This window comes from Virgibacillus dakarensis (assembly GCF_900155625.1).
In the GTDB taxonomy this organism is placed as follows: domain Bacteria; phylum Bacillota; class Bacilli; order Bacillales; family Amphibacillaceae; genus Lentibacillus_C; species Lentibacillus_C populi.
The window spans coordinates 438,030-459,057 of the sequence record NZ_LT732553.1; the positions used below are offsets into that span (position 1 = coordinate 438,030).

General features: G+C 41.2%; 13 protein-coding genes. 11 read left to right on the forward strand and 2 right to left on the reverse strand.

All coding sequences use genetic code 11. From position 1 onward, the window contains the following. Nucleotide 1: 1 nt before the first annotated feature. Together CZ382_RS02230 and CZ382_RS02240 are read right to left on the reverse strand one after the other, a co-directional pair. Nucleotides 2-1,513, reverse strand: coding sequence for a spore germination protein (locus tag CZ382_RS02230; protein WP_088049608.1), 1,512 nt, complete (start codon nucleotides 1,511-1,513; stop codon nucleotides 2-4). Nucleotides 1,514-2,600: 1,087 nt separating this feature from the next. Next, on the reverse strand, nucleotides 2,601-3,161 hold the full coding sequence (locus tag CZ382_RS02240) for a beta-class carbonic anhydrase (protein ID WP_088049610.1): 561 nt from the start codon (nucleotides 3,159-3,161) through the stop codon (nucleotides 2,601-2,603). 488 nt (nucleotides 3,162-3,649) lie between these two features. On the opposite strand from CZ382_RS02240, the gene CZ382_RS02245 reads away from it, so the two are divergent. The 11 genes from CZ382_RS02245 to CZ382_RS02295 all read left to right on the forward strand — a co-directional run bounded on the left by CZ382_RS02245 (nucleotide 3,650) and on the right by CZ382_RS02295 (nucleotide 20,970). After that, complete coding sequence (locus tag CZ382_RS02245) at nucleotides 3,650-5,155, forward strand: nitrate/nitrite transporter (protein ID WP_088049611.1); 1,506 nt, start codon at nucleotides 3,650-3,652, stop codon at nucleotides 5,153-5,155. 342 nt (nucleotides 5,156-5,497) lie between these two features. Further along, on the forward strand, nucleotides 5,498-9,181 hold the full coding sequence (locus CZ382_RS02250) for a nitrate reductase subunit alpha (RefSeq protein ID WP_088049612.1): 3,684 nt from the start codon (nucleotides 5,498-5,500) through the stop codon (nucleotides 9,179-9,181). Next, nucleotides 9,171-10,643, forward strand: a complete 1,473-nt coding sequence (gene narH, locus CZ382_RS02255; protein ID WP_088049613.1) for a nitrate reductase subunit beta — start codon at nucleotides 9,171-9,173, stop codon at nucleotides 10,641-10,643. The genes CZ382_RS02250 and narH overlap by 11 nt, the downstream gene beginning before the upstream one ends. Nucleotides 10,644-10,663: 20 nt before the next feature. After that, nucleotides 10,664-11,197, forward strand: a complete 534-nt coding sequence (gene narJ / locus CZ382_RS02260) for a nitrate reductase molybdenum cofactor assembly chaperone (RefSeq protein ID WP_159457750.1) — start codon at nucleotides 10,664-10,666, stop codon at nucleotides 11,195-11,197. Between the two features lie 18 nt (nucleotides 11,198-11,215). Beyond that, nucleotides 11,216-11,896, forward strand: a complete 681-nt coding sequence (gene narI, locus CZ382_RS02265) for a respiratory nitrate reductase subunit gamma (RefSeq protein ID WP_088049615.1) — start codon at nucleotides 11,216-11,218, stop codon at nucleotides 11,894-11,896. 378 nt (nucleotides 11,897-12,274) lie between these two features. Continuing rightward, nucleotides 12,275-12,838, forward strand: a complete 564-nt coding sequence (locus tag CZ382_RS02270; RefSeq protein WP_088049616.1) for a GNAT family N-acetyltransferase — start codon at nucleotides 12,275-12,277, stop codon at nucleotides 12,836-12,838. 466 nt (nucleotides 12,839-13,304) lie between these two features. Continuing rightward, a complete protein-coding gene (locus CZ382_RS02275) occupies nucleotides 13,305-14,387 on the forward strand; it encodes a tellurite resistance/C4-dicarboxylate transporter family protein (RefSeq protein ID WP_088050951.1) in 1,083 nt (360 codons plus the stop codon). 1,180 nt (nucleotides 14,388-15,567) lie between these two features. Continuing rightward, nucleotides 15,568-17,316 carry an ABC transporter ATP-binding protein gene (locus CZ382_RS02280; protein WP_088049617.1) on the forward strand — a complete coding sequence of 583 codons (1,749 nt, stop codon included), beginning with the start codon at nucleotides 15,568-15,570 and terminating at the stop codon, nucleotides 17,314-17,316. Further along, nucleotides 17,316-19,343, forward strand: coding sequence for an ABC transporter ATP-binding protein (locus CZ382_RS02285; protein WP_088049618.1), 2,028 nt, complete (start codon nucleotides 17,316-17,318; stop codon nucleotides 19,341-19,343). Before CZ382_RS02280 ends, CZ382_RS02285 begins: the two co-directional genes overlap by 1 nt. A 13-nt stretch (nucleotides 19,344-19,356) precedes the next feature. Beyond that, nucleotides 19,357-20,178: a S1C family serine protease gene (locus CZ382_RS02290; protein ID WP_088049619.1), complete on the forward strand. Its 822-nt coding sequence runs from the start codon at nucleotides 19,357-19,359 to the stop codon at nucleotides 20,176-20,178. A gap of 81 nt (nucleotides 20,179-20,259) precedes the next feature. Further along, on the forward strand, nucleotides 20,260-20,970 hold the full coding sequence (locus tag CZ382_RS02295; RefSeq protein WP_088049620.1) for a hypothetical protein: 711 nt from the start codon (nucleotides 20,260-20,262) through the stop codon (nucleotides 20,968-20,970). The last annotated feature ends 58 nt before the right edge of the window (nucleotides 20,971-21,028 follow it).

Genomic DNA, 21,028 nt, shown 5'->3' on the forward strand with positions numbered 1-21,028 from the left:
CCTACTCATCTATGTCATGTTTTCTTTTTGCCTCATTTCCCCCGTAGCGGAGCAAATTCTTTGGCCGAAATGAGAAAAAACGTTTATTCTCATATTGTAATGGCCCACGAAACAGTGTTTTATTTAAATCAGCCCAGCGAAACGGATAAACCGGTGAAAGATATGGGCGTCCTAATGATTTTTGTTTTAATAAATGAATGACGATAAAACATGCACCATACATAATACCAATCAGACCAAATAAGCCGGCTAAAATAATCATGGGAAAACGAACAATACGGACAGTTGTTCCCATCAAATAGTTTGGCGCCGTAAACGATGACAAGGCACTTAACGCCACGACGATAATTAAAATACTGCTCGTTAGTCCAGCCTGCACAACTGCCTGTCCGATGATAACCCCGCCAACGATACCGATTGTCTGTCCGACTTTGGTCGGCAGTCTGGCACCGGCTTCACGCAAAAGCTCAATGAGAAATTCCAGGATGATTGCTTCCCAGATCGGTGGAAATGGCACAACGGCTCTTGATTGCCCAAGGGTGATAAGCTCATCTATCGGGATGATTTCATAATGATAGGTCACCGCCGCAACATATAATGGCGTTAAAATAATCGAGAAAAGCATGGCTGCAAAGCGCAAAACTCGTAAAAACGAGCCAAGAGGCCAGCGCATATACATATCTTCCGTTGATTCAAAGAAACTGAAAAAGCTTGATGGCCCAATAAATCCAGTTGGACTATTTTCCGTTAAAACACCGACACGTCCTTGCCTGACAGCATAGCTAAACCGGTCAGGCAATTCGGTGGAATAGAAAATCGGGAAAACAGATAACGATGAATCACCGATATATTGCTGCAGGACGGTACTGTCTTCCAATTCATCGATATCCAAATCCTGCAGTCGCTGCCGCATGGTATTAACATCGACCTCGTCCGCAACCGATTTTACATAAACAATCCGAACTTCGCGTGGATAGCGTTTTCCAATCATTAATTTCTCTAAAACAAGATCTGTCGACCGGATGCTCCACCTGACAACATTCATGTTTGTCACAAGTGATTCAGTAAAAGATATTTGTGGACCAAGGACGACCGTTTCATTTTCTGCGCGATCCAGCTGACGATGTTGTTTTTTTAGCAGTAAGTAAGAAACTGCTTCCGTCTCATCTTCAACATAAATAAATACTTCGCCAATTAACAAACCTTTTAATATATCTTCAAGTGTTTCTTTCGTTGTCCGAGCACCTAAAGGAATTTCATTCTTGATTGATGATGTGGACCATTCATTTTTGCTGCTTAGAAGAGGATCCAGTAAAAATTCCTCCACTTTGTCTGAATTAGCCTGGTAGGATATAAAAAACACTGCCGCCTTTTTACCCTGCTCCTGCTCATATATTGTGAAAAGTAAGTCATCGTTATTTTCAAATTTGCTTTGCATTATCTGCTTTAATTTATCTATTTTAATCGGAAAAATACTATCCGGATTTTTCTTCCGCTGGCGATTTCTTTTCATAGGAACCTCCTGATGAAACTTCTACTGGCGTTAGTATGTGAATAATTGCCTGAAATTATGATGGTATATAAAAATAGGGAAGGGAAAGTACATAAAATCGCAGGACTTGGCAGATCCGAAGAAATATATAGATGAATGTGATAATAAGAGATTCGGTCAGGTTGCAACTTGATTTTGCTAAAGGTGGAAGTTGGAATTATTGAACTACAAGAAGAAAAGATTGGAAAATTGTAGAAGGTAATGAACAAAGGCGCAAGCGCCCGTTTAGCGACGTATGGAGTGCGCCCTGCCAAGCAGGGTGGTTCGGTGTTGCCGCGCAAAGCGGCGGGTTTAACCGAACATTCCCACCGTAGGAGATAAAGGAAACATGCCCCTGCAAAAGGGGTAGACGTGAGTTGGACGCAAAGTCCGCTTTTAGTCGGCCTTCCTTCTTACCCGAACCGATGTTGACTCATCGTACGGAGGTGAAGGAAGTCCACTACAGCTTTAGCGCTGGAGCCGGACGTGGCTTACCCTGCCGAGAGCAGAATAGAGCCTAAATTTATATACTTTTGTATGAAAACACTTATCGAGAAAAGCCAATACAAAGCTAGACCCTTCATCATTCAATTTTTTGAAGGGGTTAAATTATCTACGGGCTTTATTTGTGATCTAAAGATAAAATACTATGTCCTTTCTTTGAACAAATTTAGCAATTTTGGTTAGGGTCTCCTTTATATTATAGTTAATGGAGGATGACCACATTACCAATATAACAATACAAATGACAGTAGTATTATTGAAAAACTTTTGTATACGTGTTCTAGTCACAATAGATGGTACTTCTATACTGTCACAACCCGTTTCTTATACAGGGTATCCCCTTTCAGGATCCACCAGAGTATTTTCGGCCTTGTTGTATTGTTATTAAACTGTATTGGCAATAAATGAATGTGATATACCTCCTATCCAGGCTAGAAATTCTTTTTCATCATAGATGGTGGCTGCGCGAATGCGGAGCCATGTTGGTTTCTTATCTTTTAAAAAATGCCTTCCTTAGCTGCCTGATCGAAAGCAGCTGGAAAGGATAGGCAAATTTTGTACAGTATTATTTGTCCAATGTAACAACGTCAACTTTCCCTGTTCCCGGATCGATTACGAATCCATGAACCCTAATATTTTCGGGAAGCAGCGGGTGATTGCGAACAATGGATACACTATGTTGAACCGATTCTTCCACCGTTTTAAAACCGCGGAACTCTTCATGCAGATCGATTCCGGCATTTTCAAGTGTTTGCAATGTTTCGGTCGTAATCCCTTTTTCCCTCATTTTTTGCGTAAATACTTCTGTTTCTACGTAAGACATTCCACAGTCATGGTGTCCGATGATGGCAACTTCTTCTGCTTGCAATTCATAGATTGCGACTAAGATTCCTTTCATTATACTATCAAATGGATCACGAATAATGGCACCAGCGTTTTTTAACATTTTTACGTCACCATTATGAATGTTTAATGCTTTCGGCAGTAATTCCACTAGTCGTGTATCCATACATGTAACGATAACCATCCGTTTATTTGGGATATTATCCGTTTTGAATGCCTCGTATTCTTTTCCTTCGACAAATTGTTTGTTGTACGCAAGCATTTCTTCAATACGCACGTCCATCAGCTCCTTTAATCATTATGTAAACGTCTAACTACTATACTATAGCAAGTGGCGTTCAATCGTCTAGTAGCGGAATCTGTCCAGATCGAGCAAATACTGTCCAAAACGAGTGGAATACTATCCAACTTCACACAAATACTATCCGAACGAGCGGAATACTATCTAACTTTACACAAATACTATCCGAAACGAGTGGAATACTGTCCAACTTTACGCAAATACTATCCAAAACGAGTAGAATATCGTCCAAGATGCCGAACAGGCATATCAAGAAGAAGTTCATAATAATGTCACGATATCGTCTGTTCATGTGAAGTTTATCACAGTTGCAAACGAGCTTTATTGCTAGGCTATAAACAACCAACAAATAATGTTGAAAAAATCCCTGAGGATAAATGATAATCCAGAATTTGATAGCATGTAAGTTAAATAAACATGGCAATTTGGTAAATATTTTATTTTAGACAATTCGAAAGGAATGATGCTGTATGGGCAAACCAAATGTTCAACTTTCGCTGCAAACGATCAGTTTGATAGGCGGGTTTATGGTATGGGTGTTAATTTCATCTCTCATGCCAATCATGAATGAAGATATTCATTTAACTGCGGGGCAACTGTCACTAATTACGGCTATCCCTGTTATTCTTGGGTCATTGTTGCGCGTTCCATTGGGTTTTTACACGAACCGGTATGGCGCCAGAAGCATGTTTATCATTAGTTTCATTATCCTCCTGTTTCCGGTATTTTACCTAAGTATCGCGAATTCATTTGCTGATTTATTTATCGGGGGGCTATTTTTGGGTGTTGCTGGTGCTACTTTTTCAATTGGGGTAACCTCATTACCAAAATACTACCCGAAAGAAAAACATGGGCTAGTTAATGGAATTTATGCGATCGGTAACGCTGGGACAGCAGTCACAACATTTGGGGCACCGATAATAGCCGGAGCTATTGGTTGGGTTAATACGATTCGCTTATTTTTAATTTTGCTGCTCGTATTAGCTGCATTAAATTTTATTTTAGGGGATCGCCAAGAGAAAAAAGTTCGTGTTTCCATGGTGAAGCAATGGCAAGCTGTTTACCGAAACCAGACGTTATGGTTCTTAAGTTTATTCTACTTTATTACGTTTGGCGCATTTGTTGCATTTACGGTTTATCTGCCGAGTTTTTTAGTGGATCATTTTTCCTTGAATCCGACAGATGCCGGGATCAGAACTGCTGGATTCATTGTTCTGGCTACAATCATACGTCCAATCGGTGGCTGGTTGGCTGATAAATTTAATCCATATATCATACTAATGGTTGTATTTCTGGGAACGAGTGTTTCTGGGGTATTATTATCCTTTTCACCGACAATCGGCATTTATACAATTGGGACATTATCGGTTGCAGTTTTTGTCGGTCTTGGTAATGGAACGGTATTTAAACTTGTTCCACTGTATTTTTCCAAACAATCCGGAATTGTCAATGGAATCGTAGCGGCAATGGGTGGATTAGGCGGGTTTTTCCCACCGATTGTTCTGACTACCGTATTTAATATGACAGGACATTATGCGATTGGTTTTATGGCATTGTCAGAGTTTTCGCTAGTCAGTTTTGTTATTGTTATTTATATGTATTACCGGGATCGTTTGAATATAGAGAGCAAAATCATTGAGGGTACCGCTGAAGGAATTATGGTGACGGATCGAAACCGGATTATTCAAAATGTAAATCCAGCTTTTACCAGGGTTACAGGTTACGCAAAAGAGGAAGTAGTAGGGGAAAAACCAAGCATTCTGCAATCAGGAAAACAAGGGCCTTCTTTCTATAAGAACATGTGGCAAACTATTGAAGAAAAAGGATATTGGGAAGGAGAAATTTGGAATAAGCGAAAAAACGGTGAAGTTTATCCTGAATGGCTGTCCATTAGTCCGATCAAAAATAGTGCAGGAGAAATCGAATGTTATGTTGGCATGTTTAGTGATATAACAGAAACAAAACAATCGAAATGATAAATTTTTGGATCCTGGGCTGGCTTTTTGCTCAGGATTTTTTTGTGCATGGAACAAATTTAGTAACAGATAAAGATGAGTTTGGTTTAGCATTTTCACTGGACTTCAGCATCTTCCGGAACAACTTCAGCATCTTTTCACCTGGGACTTCAGCAACATCCAGAAAATCTTCAGTACTTTACGTCAAAACTTCGAATTAATTGTGCCGAAATAGTCAATGAAAAATGGCGATTTCGTGACTTTTGTTCCAGATGTGATGTTTTTCACAGTTGGACACATCAGTTGCCTGTTTTAATGAATGCGTAGAGCGAAGTTGAATCTATAGACTCGGAGGGAATCCTTGTGAAAAAGAATCATTCTCCATTATGGAAGAGATTAACGTATATGAAACCGAAAGAGACCTATTCGGATAACCACAGCCAGTTACAAGAAGGTAATCGGGAATGGGAAAATGTATATCGAAGAAGATGGCAGCACGACAAAGTGATCAGAAGTACACATGGTGTGAACTGTACAGGGTCATGCAGCTGGAATATTTATGTGAAGGATGGAATCGTCACCTGGGAAGGACAGCAGCTGGATTATCCGACAACAGGCCCGGATATGCCAGAATTCGAGCCGCGCGGATGCCCGCGTGGTGCCAGTTTTTCCTGGTATATTTACAGTCCGTTACGGGTCAAATACCCATACGTACGAAAAAAATTGCTGATGCTGTGGCGTGACGCATTAGCAGCCAATAAGAATGCTCTTGAGGCCTGGGCAAGTATTGTGGAAGATCCGGAAAAGGCAAATTTGTATAAACGTGCCCGCGGAAAAGGCGGACTTATTCGGGCAGATTGGGATGAAGTGACTTCACTGATCGCAGCATCGACATTATATACGATTAAAAAATATGGTCCTGATCGCAATGTCGGTTTTTCACCGATTCCGGCAATGTCGATGATTAGTCATGCTGCAGGTAGCCGGTTTATGTCGTTAATTGGTGGTCCGATGCTTAGTTTTTACGACTGGTACGCAGATTTGCCACCAGCTTCACCACAAATCTGGGGTGATCAAACCGATGTTCCAGAAAGCTCGGATTGGTTTAATTCAAGCTACATTATGACATGGGGTTCGAATGTTCCACTAACAAGAACGCCCGATGCGCATTTTCTTGTAGAAGCTCGTTATAAAGGGACCAAGGTCGTCTCAGTTAGCCCTGATTATGCAGAGTCAACGAAATTTGCTGACGACTGGCTAAGTGTGAAGCAAGGTACGGATGGTGCGCTTGCAATGGCAATGGGGCATGTAATTTTAAATGAATTTTACCAGCAGCATATGCAGCCGTATTTCGAATCGTATGCAAAACAATATACGGACTTCCCCTTTGTTGTACGTCTGAAAAAGGGTAAGGATAATTATGTTGCCGACCGGTTCTTACATGCGAAAGATTTAGGGATTAAATCGGAAAACAGTGAATGGAAACCAGCAATGTATAATCATGAAACCAGCGATTTTGCGATTCCTCAAGGGACGATGGGCGCTCGCTGGGATAACAAAGGGAAATGGAATTTGCAGCTAGTGGATGAAAATACGGAAGAAGCGATTGAACCGACATTGAGTTTTCTCGGTCAGGAGGATTCCGTAATAACGGTCAATATGCCATATTTCGACGCTGAAAAACGCAGTGTACTGGAGCGTGCTGTTCCGGTTAAAACAGTAGAAATCGATGGAGAGACAACGTATGTCACGACTGTTTATGATTTAATGCTGGCCAACTACGGAATTGACCGTGGTATTGGTGGGGAAGCAGCTAAATCGTATGATGATGAGACACCATTCACGCCAGCATGGCAGGAAAAAATTACTGGCGTAAAACGGGAGCTAGTCTTGAAGATTGCCCGTGAATTTGCCCAAAACGCAATTGATACGGGTGGACGCTCGATGATTATCGTTGGTGCCGGGATTAATCACTGGTATAACTCTGATACGATCTATCGTGCCGTTGTCAACCTGGTTATTATGGTCGGCGCTCAAGGTGTTAATGGTGGCGGCTGGGCGCATTATGTTGGGCAGGAAAAGCTGCGCCCGGCGGAAGGCTGGACAAATGTTGCAACAGCTAAAGACTGGCATGGGCCGGCAAAACTGCAGAATGGTACATCATTTTTCTACTTTGCGACCGGACAGTGGCGATATGAAGAAATACCAGTAAGTAATTTAACAGCAGCAACCGTTGATAAACCGCGGTATGAGCATTATGCCGACTATAATGTATTAGCGGCAAGGCTCGGCTGGCTGCCATCGTATCCGACATTTGACCGGAATGGTTTAGACATTTATAAAGAGGCAGTTGCAAATGGGTATGAAACACCGGAGGAAATCGGCAACTATGTAGCGGAGCAGCTGAAGAATCGCAACCTGAAATTTGCCATTGAAGATCCCGATGCACCAGAAAGTTTTCCGCGCAACTTGTTTGTCTGGCGGGCCAACCTGATCTCGAGTTCCGGTAAGGGACATGAATATTTTCTAAAACACCTGCTTGGAACAACACACGGCCTGTTGAATTCAGATGATGACAGTTTACGTCCGGAAGAAATCACCTGGCGCGATGAAACTCCAGAAGGAAAGCTTGATTTGTTAATCAACCTTGATTTCCGGATGGCAGGTACAGCCTTATATTCCGATGTAATCTTGCCTGCTGCAACATGGTATGAAAAACACGATTTATCCAGTACCGACATGCATCCATTTGTGCATCCGTTTAACCCAGCGATCGCATCACCGTGGGAATCGAAATCAGACTGGGATATTTTTAAAGAGCTAGCTAAGGGAGTTTCCCGGTTAGCGGAAGAACTTGATATAGAACCAGTTAAAGAGGTGGTTGCCACACCGTTATTGCACGATACACCACAGGAAATGGCTCAACCATTTGGTGAAATCAAGGATTGGTCGAAAGGAGAATGTGAGCCAGTTCCCGGGAAAACAATGCCGCAAATTCATGTTGTGGAGTACGATTATAAGCAAATTTACCGGAAGCTGACGGCACTTGGACCAAACATTGGTTCAAAACCGTATGGCACAAAAGGCATCAATTGGGAAATGAAAGAGGAGTATGAAAAAGTAAAACAGACAATCGGGACAGTGAAGGATGGAAGCGTGGCAGATGGCTGTCCGGATATTTCCTCAGCTCGTGATGCCTGTGAGGCTGTCTTAATGCTTTCATCGACAACAAACGGAAAAGTGGCTGTTAAAGCGTGGAAAGCGTTGGAAAAACAAACGAGTCTCAAGCTTTCCGACCTAGCAGAAGAACGCACTGAAGAATGCTTTACATTTGCGCAAATAACGGCACAGCCGAAAACGGTTATTACCTCACCAGCATTCAGCGGGTCAGAAAAAGGCGGTAGAAGGTATTCGCCATTTACAACGAATATTGAACGGATGATTCCGTTCCGTACGATAACCGGCAGACAGTCCTATTATCTTGATCATGAAATGATGCTGGAATTTGGGGAGGGAATGGCAACGTTTAAACCGATTTTGGATCATACACCATTTCGGGCTGACCGGCCGAAAGTGGAAGGAAAAGAAATTGTTTTGAACTACTTAACACCACATAACAAATGGTCAATCCATAGTATGTATTTCGATGCGCAGCCAATGCTCACATTGTTTAGAGGCGGACCGACAGTGTGGCTAAACAAAGATGATGCAGAGGAAATTGACGTAAAAGATAACGAGTGGATTGAATGCTTTAACCGGAATGGAGTAGTGGTAGCTCGTGCCGTTGTTTCACACCGGATTCCAAGGAGTGTTGCATTTATGCACCATGCTCAAGATCGGCATATTCATGTTCCGGGGACAAAATTAACAGAGAACCGTGGCGGTACCCATAACAGTCCAACGCGGATTCATGTCAAGCCAACTCATATGATCGGTGGCTATGCGCAATTAAGCTATGGTTTCAACTACTATGGAACAACAGGAAATCAGCGTGACTTAAACGTAATCATTCGGAAATTGAAGGAGGTTGACTGGCTTGAAAATTAAAGCGCAAGTTGGCATGGTAATGAATTTGGATAAGTGTATCGGTTGTCATACATGCAGTGTGACATGTAAAAACACCTGGACCAACCGCCCTGGTGCAGAATATATGTATTTTAATAATGTGGAAACAAGGCCTGGTGTTGGTTATCCGAAAGAATGGGAAGACCAGAAGAAATACCGAGGCGGCTGGGAACTGGAAAATGGCGAACTGCGTCTGAAGTCCGGCAGTAAAGCGAATCGTCTATTAAATTTATTTTATAACCCTTACCAGCCAAAATTGGAAGATTACTATGAACCATGGACATATGATTATGAAACATTGACAAACAGTCCAGAGAAAGAACATCAGCCGGTTGCCCGTGCCAAATCCGCCATTACTAATGAATTTATGGATATTGAATGGGGGCCAAACTGGGATGATGACCTTGCTGGGGCGCATGTAACAGGGCTTCGGGATCCGAATGTTGTTGAAATGGAAGAATCGATTAAAACGGAATTTGAAGATGTATTTATGATGTATCTTCCTCGGATTTGTGAACATTGCATTAACCCGGCATGTGTATCGGCATGTCCGTCTGGTGCGATGTACAAGCGTGATGAGGACGGGATTGTCCTGGTAGACCAAAACGCCTGCCGCGGCTGGCGTCATTGCGTGACCTCCTGTCCGTACAAAAAAGTATATTTTAACTGGAAAACAAACAAGGCAGAAAAATGTACATTGTGCTACCCAAGAATCGAAAACGGACAGCCAACCATTTGTGCGGAAACATGTGTCGGCAGGATTCGTTATATCGGTGTCATGCTTTATGATGCCGATCGAGTTAAAGAGGCGGCATCAGTTGAAAATGACCGAGATTTATATAGGGCGCAATTAGGTATTTTCCTTGATCCGGACGATCCGGAAATTATTGCTGAGGCGAAAAAGCAAGGAATTCCGGCAGATTGGATTGAGGCAGCACAACAGTCACCAATCTATAAAATGATCATGGATTGGGAGATTGCCTTACCATTACATCCAGAATATCGAACCATGCCAATGGTCTGGTATATTCCGCCGTTAAGTCCAATTATGAATGTAATTGAAGGAAAGGGATCGACAGCAGAAACGGAGGATATTTTCCCGGCGATTGATCAAATGCGGATTCCGATTGAATATCTGGCAAATCTGCTGACGGCAGGGGATACGGAACAAATTCGTGTGGTACTGAAGAAAATGGCCGTGATGCGGAATTACATGCGGGCAAAGCAAACCGGAAAAAGCTTTAATACCGATTTAATTGAACAGCTCGGTTTAACGGAACCGGAAATTGAGAGTATGTTCCGCTTACTGGCAATTGCTAAATATACGGACCGCTTCGTCATTCCAAAAAGTCATAAAGAAATGGCAGAAGATGCTTATAGTGAGCAGGGAGCGTGTGGTTTGGATTTTGCCGGCGGGCCAGGAAGCTGTGGCGTCTTATCATAGGGCTGGGGAGGATGGAAGAAATGAATGAACGAGAAGTACAGACAAGCTATCAATTAATCGCCTTTATCCTGCAATATCCGGATCGTTCGAAGGAAGCAATCCCCGAAATAAAAGATGCTATCAACGAGCTAACGGATCAGGATGTTCGTAATCAGCTTGGGACGTTTATTAATCGTGTTCAGCAGCTAACGTATGAAGAATGGGTCGATCACTATATCGAGTACTTTGACTTCGGAAAAATTACGAACCTTTATATAACGTATTTAAAACTTGGTGAACAGCGGGAACGCGGTCTGGAACTGCTAAAACTCAAGAAATTTTATGCATCCAATGGTTATGAAATATCGGACAAAGAGCTGCCTGACTACTTACCATTAATGCTTGAGTTTTGTGGGCATGTCAGTGTTGCAGTAAGTACGGAACTTCTAGGAATGTATATGGGAAATATTGAAGAAATCCGTACCCAGCTGCAAAAAGCGGAAAGTGATTATGTATACGTATTGGATGCATTGCTTTCGGTAATGAAAAGCAATGGTCTGGTAAAAACAGCGTAGGGAGATGGGGTGAAGGACATGATTGATTTCGTATGGTGGGGAGTTTTACCCTATATCGTCTTAACTATTTTTATCGGCGGACACATTTACCGGTATCAGCGTGATCAATTCGGCTGGAGCACGAAGTCCAGTGAATTTTTGGACAAAAAAAGCATTCGTGTTGGAGTTCAATTATTTCATTGGGGGATACTGATTGTTTTTGGTGGTCATTTTCTTGGCCTGATTGTACCAGTAGGCCTGTACAATTCTCTTGGTATTTCAGAGCATTTATACCATACAGTGGCATTAGTATTCGGCATACCAGCAGGAATTGCCGCTTTCATTGGGCTGATTCTACTTTACTGGCGCCGTTTAACAGTAAAACGGATTAAAGCGACATCGTCAAAAGGGGACTGGGCGGTTCTGTTCTTTCTTTTGCTCGTAATTGGGTCCGGATTATCGGCAACATTTGCGAATATTGATGCCAATGGCTTTGATTACCGGACGACGATTGCACCATGGCTTAGGGGATTGTTCGTCTTCCATGTACAGCCAGAATTAATGGCCGGGGTGCCGGTTTGGTTTAAAGTCCATATAACAGCATTTTACGGGATTGCCGTTGTCTGGCCTTTTACTCGCCTTGTCCATGTATTTAGCTTGCCGCTCCGATATATGAGAAGAAATTACGTTGTTTACCGAAGCAGAACAAGGAAAGCATAAAACAGAGGTCGGGTACCAAGGGTCGGCAGTCAGTGGTGACGGCACCGGAATTTTCCAGTACTGGATTTATATTTTTTGAGTAGATACTTATAACAGAGCACCCCTACATTTGAAGATTTAGGCAGGGGTGCTTTTTCCAGAAAGCAATGTGTGCAGTTTTAAAATAAAGTACGATCGTTTATAATGAAAATTGATATTTTGTATAGCGTTTGATCCAAAATCGCATATGGTGATTTGGAATTTTTCTTTTTATGGTGCTAAGAGGGAGAAAATAAAAAGCAGATTCCGCCTTAAGACACCACTGTGGATAATTGCTTACAGACGATTTTAGGAGCTATATGGTGCTAAAGAATTGGTACACATCAAAGGAGAAGTGTTATGGAGCTTTTTGGGGAAAGATTATTGCTGTCAAAAATATCAATTGATGATTTGGATTTTATTTGTAGAATAGAATGTGATGAAAATTTGTGGTATTTTGAAGAATACGTACAGTCGGATGAAAAGGTTGTACGCGAAGAATATATTCATAAGATCGAGGAAAACGGAAAGCCAAGCAGTTACGATTTTATTGTAACTTTAGCAGCGGATGAAAGTAAAACTCCGATTGGTTTAGCACAAATATGGAGCGATAATGAATATAGAAAGAGCTGGGAAATTGGTTTTGCAATACTTCCTGAATATGGGGGAAAAGGTTATGGTACCGAGGCGGCCAAACTTTTATTACAATTTGCTTTTGAAAAATTGGATGCACATAAAGTAGTTGGCATGTGCAATGCAAATAATATATGTTCAGCAGCTTTGATGGAACATATTGGTATGGAAAGAGAAGCTATTTTTAGGGAAGAGCTGTTTTGGCAAAATAAATGGACTGACCAGTATTATTTTTCTATTCTGGAAAGAGAGTATTTTCATTTAAAAAATGGCCAGGCTGGAACTGAATAGAAAAAATTCATACATTGATAAACTGGAAAATCACTTGGGAATAGAGTGATTTTCTTCATTCTAATAAGCGATAGTCTTTGTTATTTGTTATTCTTATTTCCCTTCCACAGCTCATGCAAGGCCTGGTGTCGACGTAATTAATTTTCCCATTTTCCAATCCTGTTTTTCTTCAAGTTCTTCTCATTGTGTATTTCAGTCACCTGTCAAAGGTTTAAAAATAGATAAACCTGACGTGTCTTCCACTGAAGTGTAAAGGCAAAAGGTTGTCATATAGCTTTGTTATGATGTTTTTCATAGTTTGTCTTATGATTTTAAACTAGTATACAGGTAGTGCCTATAAAATTATTGGTTTCAAAGATAGCCATGTTGTTGATATTAAGGATGAATAAGCTCCGGCAGGATTTCCTATTTAAACGGCGCTATGATAACCTTGATAAGGCAATAAAGGAATGTTTTGAAACGGGAGGTGGAGATATTGATACATTTTTTGAAACAAAAAGCGGAGAATCTCTTTTCTGGCTATTTTGCGCTTGTCATGGCAACAGGGGCATTATCGATTGGGACACACTTGCTTGAAATGCATACAATCTCCTGGATTCTCGTATTTATTAATGTGCTTGCGTATATAATATTGTGGATATTAACCTTAACTCGTCTTATCTATTTTTTCCCAAAAGTGATCAAGGATTTAACAAGCCATTTAAACGGACCTGGTTTTTTTACATTAGTTGCTGGAACATGCGTGTTTGGCAGTCAATTAATTATCGTAGTACATATTCATACAATATCGAAATTTTTGTGGATCCTGGCAATCATTTTGTGGTTCATCATTATGTACACATTTTTTACGGCTGTCACCATTAGAAAGAACAAGCCGACGATGTCAGAAGGAATTAATGGCGCCTGGCTTATTGCATCGGTTGCGACACAATCTGTTTCCATTTTAGGTACACTGCTTGCCCCATATATAGGTGGGGAAAAGCAGCAGGTCGTTCTGTTTTTTACGTTGGCTATGTATTTCCTGGGGTGTATGCTCTATTTAAATATCATTACACTTATTTTCTACAGGTTTACATTTGTGGAGTTCAAGTTTGAGGCACTGACACCCCCTTACTGGATTAATATGGGAGCAGTAGCGATTACCACTTTGGCTGGATCAACACTAATTTTACATGCCGATCTGTCGCCGTTGTTAAACCAGATTATTCCGTTTTTGAAAGGATTCACGTTATTTTTCTGGATAACAGGCACATGGTGGATCCCGTTGCTTTTTATCCTGGCAATCTGGCGACATGGTATTCACCACTATCCATTATCCTATGATCCGCAATTTTGGGGTATGGCATTTCCGCTGGCGATGTATACTACAAGTACATTTCAATTTTCCAAAGCACTGGGATTGTCCTTTCTGTTGATTATACCTAAATTCATGGTAGTTGTTGCAATTGCCGTATGGTTATTCGTCTTTACTGGAATGATTCACCACCTTATGAGGGGACTTAAAAACGGTCACTTTAGTAATAAAAGGATTAGCAATTGGAACAAATAAAGTTAAGATGAAACCAGATAAGGAAGCGCGGCATGGAGTTTAAAAGACGCAGATGATGTGTATATCAGGCTGTGTCTTTTTTGTTGGTAAGGAAAGTATATAATTTGTAGGAGTTCATCAATGGACATATTACGAATAAAATTTAGATTTCTAACCCAAGTTTGGTGTTAATTTTTTTAATTATTTTTTTATTATATTAATAATGGCTTATAGTTCCAAAAAAGACGTTATAAAGCCTGTCATACCATTATTTAAAATCACAATTTAGGACTACAATAATTAGGTTGAAGCTTAAATCCATGACATTACTGAGTTTGGAACTTTGTTGTCAAACCCGGGTTCTGACGTTATAAGATGACTCCTGAGTTCTTCATAATGCAAATAATGGAATCTTTAACTGGATTGCCGAACGCATTTGGGGACTTCATCACATCGATGAGCAACTTCTTACTACCTCCACCACCGAGTTTGGGCATTCATCTCTTCTATGAGTGACATTAGTCAGGCTCCACCACCGAGTTTGGGCATTCATCCCTTCCATGAGTGACATTAGTCAGGCTCCACCACCGAGTTTGGGCATTCATCTCTTCCATGAGTGACATTAGTCAGGCTCCACCACCGTGATTTGTCCTTCGCTACCAGATGAAAGACGTTTTAAAGAGTTCTCTTCTTGTTGGTATATATTCAGTAGCAGGATTGGTCATGGTCAGCAGTGTCCAGCATTTTTATGTACGCACCTGCTGATTTAACCAAGCCTTCACTGCACGTTCTGCTTGATTAAATTCAGCTATATTTGAAAAGAATTAAAAAAAAGATTGACTTTAAATTTTGCTAATACTATAATTATTGGGAACCAAAAAATGAGAGGAGGTCACGGCTATGGAAAAGCAAATACAACTTCAGCTTCAACTGCAGTTAAAGCAAATGAACCCTAATTTTATATATCGTGTGACCTTCGCGGATAGTGGAAACGTATTTTAGTAATACATATTCTAAATCTGTTTATAAAGGTCACATCTGTCTGTGGCCTTTTTGCGATTAATGGGGGGATTCCCTTTTTGGAAAGCATGCGTCATAGCGACGTGTGCTTTTATTTTGTTTTTGAGGTGGGATAAAATGTAAAAAGCTATTGAAAGCAATATAACGTTATTGGATTTTATGAACAAAGCAGGTGATTGACATGTTTCAGGTTTTTAAGAAGCTTGATTGGTTTTTTAAGCATTACTGGAAAAGATATGTATTTGCCATTGTGGCACTAATTATTGCAAGTGCGATTGGTTTGCTTCCTCCTAAATTGGTTGGATTTGCAATTGATAAGATACAGTTTGAAACACTGACATTAAAATTATTAACAATGATGGTAGCAGGGTATTTGCTGTTAATCTTTATTCATTATGCGATTTCCTTCCTTTGGGATTACACGCTGTTTAGCGGAGCAGCTATTCTGGAACGCTGGACCAGAAGCAGGCTAATGGATCATTTCTTAGCGATGACCCCAACCTTTTTTGGAAAATATCGGACGGGAGACTTGATGGCCAGGGCTACCAATGATTTACGATCTATCCAGTTAACAGCAGGATTTGGTGTGCTGACCCTTGTGGATTCAAGTTTATTCATGTTAATGATCGTGGCAATGATGGGCTTTACGATCAGCTGGAAATTGACCCTTGCTGCGCTGATTCCATTGCCAATTATGGCAGCAGTGATGAATAAATATGGTGCAGCGATTCATGCCCGATTCATGAAGGCGCAGGCTGCTTTCGGGGAAATGAACAACGATGTATTGGAGTCGATTCGCGGTGTCCGGGTTATCCGGGCGTTTGTACAAGAGAAACAGGATGAGAAGCGTTTCCATGACATGACGGAGGATGTCTATCAGAAAAATATTGAAGTGGTTAAAATCGATGCACTATTCGAACCGACCATGAAAATTCTTGTCGGGCTATCCTACACAATTGGCATCGGGTATGGCGCATTACTTGTGTTTCAAAATGGAATAACACTCGGTGATTTGGTTACGTTTAATGTTTATCTTGGAATGCTGATTTGGCCGATGTTTGCGGTTGGTGAACTCATTAATATTCTGCAGCGTGGCAATGCGTCATTAGACCGTGTTAATGAGACATTGGATTATGAAGCGGACGTAAAAAACTGTGAAAATCCGAAAACGGTGAAAACGGTAGATACCATTACGTTTCAAGATGTTGTTTTTTCTTATCCGGAGACAGCGACAGAGCAACTAAGTCATATCAATTTGCAGGTGAAACGCGGTGAGACAATTGGGATTGTCGGGAAAACCGGCGCTGGTAAAACGACCTTGTTTAGACTGATGCTTCGACAGTATCCAGGTCTAGTAGGCTGCATTAAAATGTCCGATGTTGACCTTGAGGAAATTAGTTTGGAGCAAATTCGAGCTTGGATTGGCTATGTACCACAGGACCAGATCATGTTTTCTAAAACAATTCGAGAAAATATCCGGTTCGGGAAATCAGATGCCACCGATGAGGAAATCTATCGTGTTATGGATTTGGCGCATTTTCTGGATGATATCAAACAACTGCCAAATGGTCTGGACACCCAAGTTGGTGAAAGTGGTGTGACATTGTCGGGTGGTCAAAAACAACGGGTTGCACTTGCCAGGGCATTTATCAAAGACCCGGAAATTTTAATTTTGGACGATTCGCTGTCCGCAGTCGACGGGAAAACCGAAGCGAAAATTATTGAGCATTTGCGGCAAGAACGGCAAAATAAGACAACGTTTATCGCAGCACACAGGCTTTCAGCTGTCACACATGCGGATCAGATTGTTGTACTTGAAGATGGAAAGATTGTTGAAGAAGGAACACATGAGGAGTTAATGAGTCGAGGCGGCTGGTATAAAGAACAATACCTGCTGCAGCAGCTAGAGGATGAGGAGGCGATCTCCTAATGAAACAATCAACAGAAAAACGGTTATTAAATTATGCATTACAATTTAAAAAGGGTATTTTTATCGGCTTGATTTGTCTTGTTATTGCTGTTGCACTTGAACTGGCAGGACCTTTAATTGCCAAAACAGTAATTGATGACCATATTCTTGGTGTGGAAGGAAATTGGCGGCAAGTTGAAAACAAGAATGACAAATACACAGTTTCGTATGAGCGTGATTTTTATAAACGAGCAGACCGAATTACAAATGATGAGCAATCAGGAGAAACAGCAACAATTTTGCAGGTTGGCCATGACTATTATTTTGTCGACGAGGATGTCCCGCTGTCCGGAAAACGAAGTGCTAAGGGGAATACTATAACGATTAAGCAAACGGACCAAACACGGACATTTACTGGGGAGAAGCTTTCTTTGTCGGAGATTTATCCATTTTTTAAACCAGAACAGGGACCGATTATTTTCTTGCTCGGACTATATATAGTATTACTTGTTATCGCGGCGTTTTTCCAGTTTTTCCAGACGTTTTTATTACAAAAGGCTTCCAATCAAATCGTGAAAAAAATGCGTAATGATGTTTTCGCCCATACACAGCGGATTCCGATCAATTATTATGTAGATCAACCTGCAGGTAAAATTGTCGCCCGGATTACCAATGATACGGAAGCGATCCGTGATTTATATGAGCGGGTATTATCGATTGTCGTAACAAGTGTCATTTATATGGCAGGAATTTTCGTTGCATTGTTTGTTCTGGACGTTAAATTGGCGGCATTCAGTTTACTGCTAATTCCGTTGATCTATGGATGGATGAAGGTTTATAAGCATTTTGGTACGAAATATAATAAAGTCGTTCGTTCCACCGTTAGTGCTATTAACGCTAATATTAATGAGGCGATTCAAGGGATGCCGATTATTCAGGCGTTTAGTCGTGAAAAAAAGACAAAAGAAGAATTCGAGGTATTAAACGAGCGTAATTTCACCTATCAACGCAAGCTGGTTAAATTAAGTGCTTTGACTTCCTATAATCTTGTTACTGTATTTCGCAATTTAGCTTTTGTCGGTTTTATATGGTATTTTGGATCGGCTTCGCTGGAACCTGGAAGCATTATATCGATTGGCGTTTTATACGCATTTGTTGACTATTTGAACCGATTATTTGAACCGCTTGAGGATATTGTCAATCAGCTTCCACTGATTGAGCAAGCGAGGGTAGCGGGCAGCCGTGTATTTGAGTTGATGGACCGCAACGGCGAAGATGTACGGGATGCAAAAATTGCGAAATATCGCGGGAACATCCGATTTGATCACGTCTCATTTGCTTATAATGATAAGGATTATGTTATCGATGATATGTCTTTTTCGGTAAGTGCCGGTCAAACTGCTGCATTTGTCGGCCATACTGGATCGGGAAAAAGTTCAATCATGAATTTGTTATTCCGTTTTTATGATCCACAAAAGGGTGCGATTACCATTGATGGCCATAAAACAAGCGAATGGTCCCGGCAGCAGGTCAGAAGCTACATGGGGATAGTGTTACAGGATCCATTTCTGTTTTCGGGAACGATTATTTCAAACGTCACAATGAATGATCCGACTATTACCCGGGAAATGGCGATCGCTGCCTTGAAAGCGGTTGGTGCTGATCGTTTCATTGAAAAACTGCCAAATAAGTATGATGAAAAGGTAACAGAAGGTGGATCAGCGTTTTCACTAGGGGAAAGACAATTGCTATCATTTGCCCGTGCACTTGCATTTGATCCAGCAATCCTGATTTTGGATGAAGCAACCGCAAACATTGATACTGAAACGGAGAATATTATCCAAATGGCGTTGGAAGTATTGAAAAAAGGTCGTACTACACTTGTGATTGCCCATCGTTTATCAACTATCCAGCAGGCAGATGCCATTTTTGTGCTGGAACATGGTAAAATAATGGAAGAAGGGAATCATGAAGAGCTAATAAAACAAAAAGGCCTGTATCATCAGATGTATCAAATGCAGCAAGGGAAGGCAAGAGAGGCTGTATAACCTGAGGTGACGTATGGACCATAAGGAACGAAAGACCCGTGACGTGATTGATGATGATTTATATGAAGAAATAGATGAAGAAGAATTGATTGAGCTGGTGGAAGAAGAACGTAAAAAAGCTGTCGAGCGATCGCAGCAGGAGAAAAGTAAACCGAAGCGCTCATTTCCGAAGTGGGCGTTTTGGCTAATTGTAGTTGCAATGCTAATAAATGTTGCAGCCTTAATTCCGAAAACCTTTTCGATCCCCGCCATTAATTTTCTGATCACATCGGCAAAATTATCAGCCCAGGATGATATCAGCGCCTATAAAAAAGCCGTTGTTGTCGTTGAAACAGGTGACAGTAAAGGTACTGGTTTTGCGATTTCTAATACTGGCACAATTGTAACAAATTATCATGTTATTGAAGGAGAGAAAGCTGTTACCGTAGCTTTTCCCGATGATGGTTTGTTTGAGGGGAACGTTATCCGAAAATATCCATCGGTTGATCTGGCAGTGATCCAAATTGACGGCAAACATAAAGACTTGCCCTATTTGACATTAGCTGATCAGCCAGTATTCCAGCCAGATGAGGCGATCTATTTTATTGGAAACCCACTCATGTTTAATGGAATCGCGAATAAAGGTACCATCATTGATTATATACGCTTGGATGATTGGGAAGAGAATGTACTCATGATCAAGGCGCCGGTTTACCGCGGGAACAGCGGCAGTCCGGTTATCAATGAACAAGGTAGTGTGATTGGTGTAGTATTTGCAACGCTCGATCATGAAACTTACGGGAAAGTTGGCCTGGTCGTACCAATTGATTATTTGCATCAGCAACTTAAGAGGTAAACCGGCTTCATCTCTTTTTTGTTTGAGAAAATTTGTAGGGGGTATTTACCTATAACACAAAAATCAGGAGGTAGTATTCCCATGTTATACTTCAGTTCAGAATTAAAGAATTATCGAATTGATGCGACAGACGGGGAAATGGGTAAAATGCAAGATCTTTATTTTGATGATCGTAAATGGGCAATTCGTTATTGCATTGTTGATACGAGAAAATGGCTGCCGGGAAGGAAAGTTCTCTTATCACCGGCATCGTTTGAACATGTAAATGAGTTAGACGGTCTGGTAGAAGTAAATTTGGACAAGGAGACGATTCGGAATAGTCCATCCATCAATGAGGGTGAACCAATCACTAGAGATACTGAGTTTACCTTGGCTGGTTACTACGGTTGGAGTCGCTATTGGCTGGGGAACATGCTCTGGGGCGGGCAGGATCAGCCGTTTACCCCTCTGCCGGACATGAAAGCCGAAAGAACTGTATACCAGGATCCATTACACGAAAACAACGACTATGAATTACGCAGCGAGGCGGAGTCAATTGGAATACGAGCCCATGCTAACGATGGCCGACTCGGTACAGTGGTTGATTTCATTTTTGATGATGAATACTGGAAAATTCGCTATCTCATTATCGAAGGAATCGACGTTCCCGCCACCAAACTCTATTTAATAAAGATGGAAATGATTCAGTCAGTAGATTGGCTGGAAGAAGATCTGTATGTAGATTGTACGACAGATATGTTCAGCCAGGAAATAGGGTATGAATCAAGAAAAGAGATCATGAAAAATCTCTAGCTCGACGGTTCATCGATAAATTGCCTATGGCCGAAGCAGGTTGTAGGCTATTTTTTTC

Excerpts from the sequence above, each read along its gene's own strand:
- CZ382_RS02230 (WP_088049608.1), bottom strand. The coding sequence starts at position 1,513 with ATGAAAAGAAATCGCCAGCGGAAGAAAAATCCGGATAGTATTTTTCCG.
- CZ382_RS02240 (WP_088049610.1), bottom strand. The coding sequence starts at position 3,161 with ATGGACGTGCGTATTGAAGAAATGCTTGCGTACAACAAACAATTTGTC.
- CZ382_RS02245 (WP_088049611.1), top strand. The coding sequence starts at position 3,650 with ATGGGCAAACCAAATGTTCAACTTTCGCTGCAAACGATCAGTTTGATA.
- narJ (WP_159457750.1), top strand. The coding sequence starts at position 10,664 with ATGAATGAACGAGAAGTACAGACAAGCTATCAATTAATCGCCTTTATC.
- narI (WP_088049615.1), top strand. The coding sequence starts at position 11,216 with ATGATTGATTTCGTATGGTGGGGAGTTTTACCCTATATCGTCTTAACT.
- CZ382_RS02270 (WP_088049616.1), top strand. The coding sequence starts at position 12,275 with ATGGAGCTTTTTGGGGAAAGATTATTGCTGTCAAAAATATCAATTGAT.
- CZ382_RS02280 (WP_088049617.1), top strand. The coding sequence starts at position 15,568 with ATGTTTCAGGTTTTTAAGAAGCTTGATTGGTTTTTTAAGCATTACTGG.
- CZ382_RS02285 (WP_088049618.1), top strand. The coding sequence starts at position 17,316 with ATGAAACAATCAACAGAAAAACGGTTATTAAATTATGCATTACAATTT.
- CZ382_RS02290 (WP_088049619.1), top strand. The coding sequence starts at position 19,357 with ATGGACCATAAGGAACGAAAGACCCGTGACGTGATTGATGATGATTTA.
- CZ382_RS02295 (WP_088049620.1), top strand. The coding sequence starts at position 20,260 with ATGTTATACTTCAGTTCAGAATTAAAGAATTATCGAATTGATGCGACA.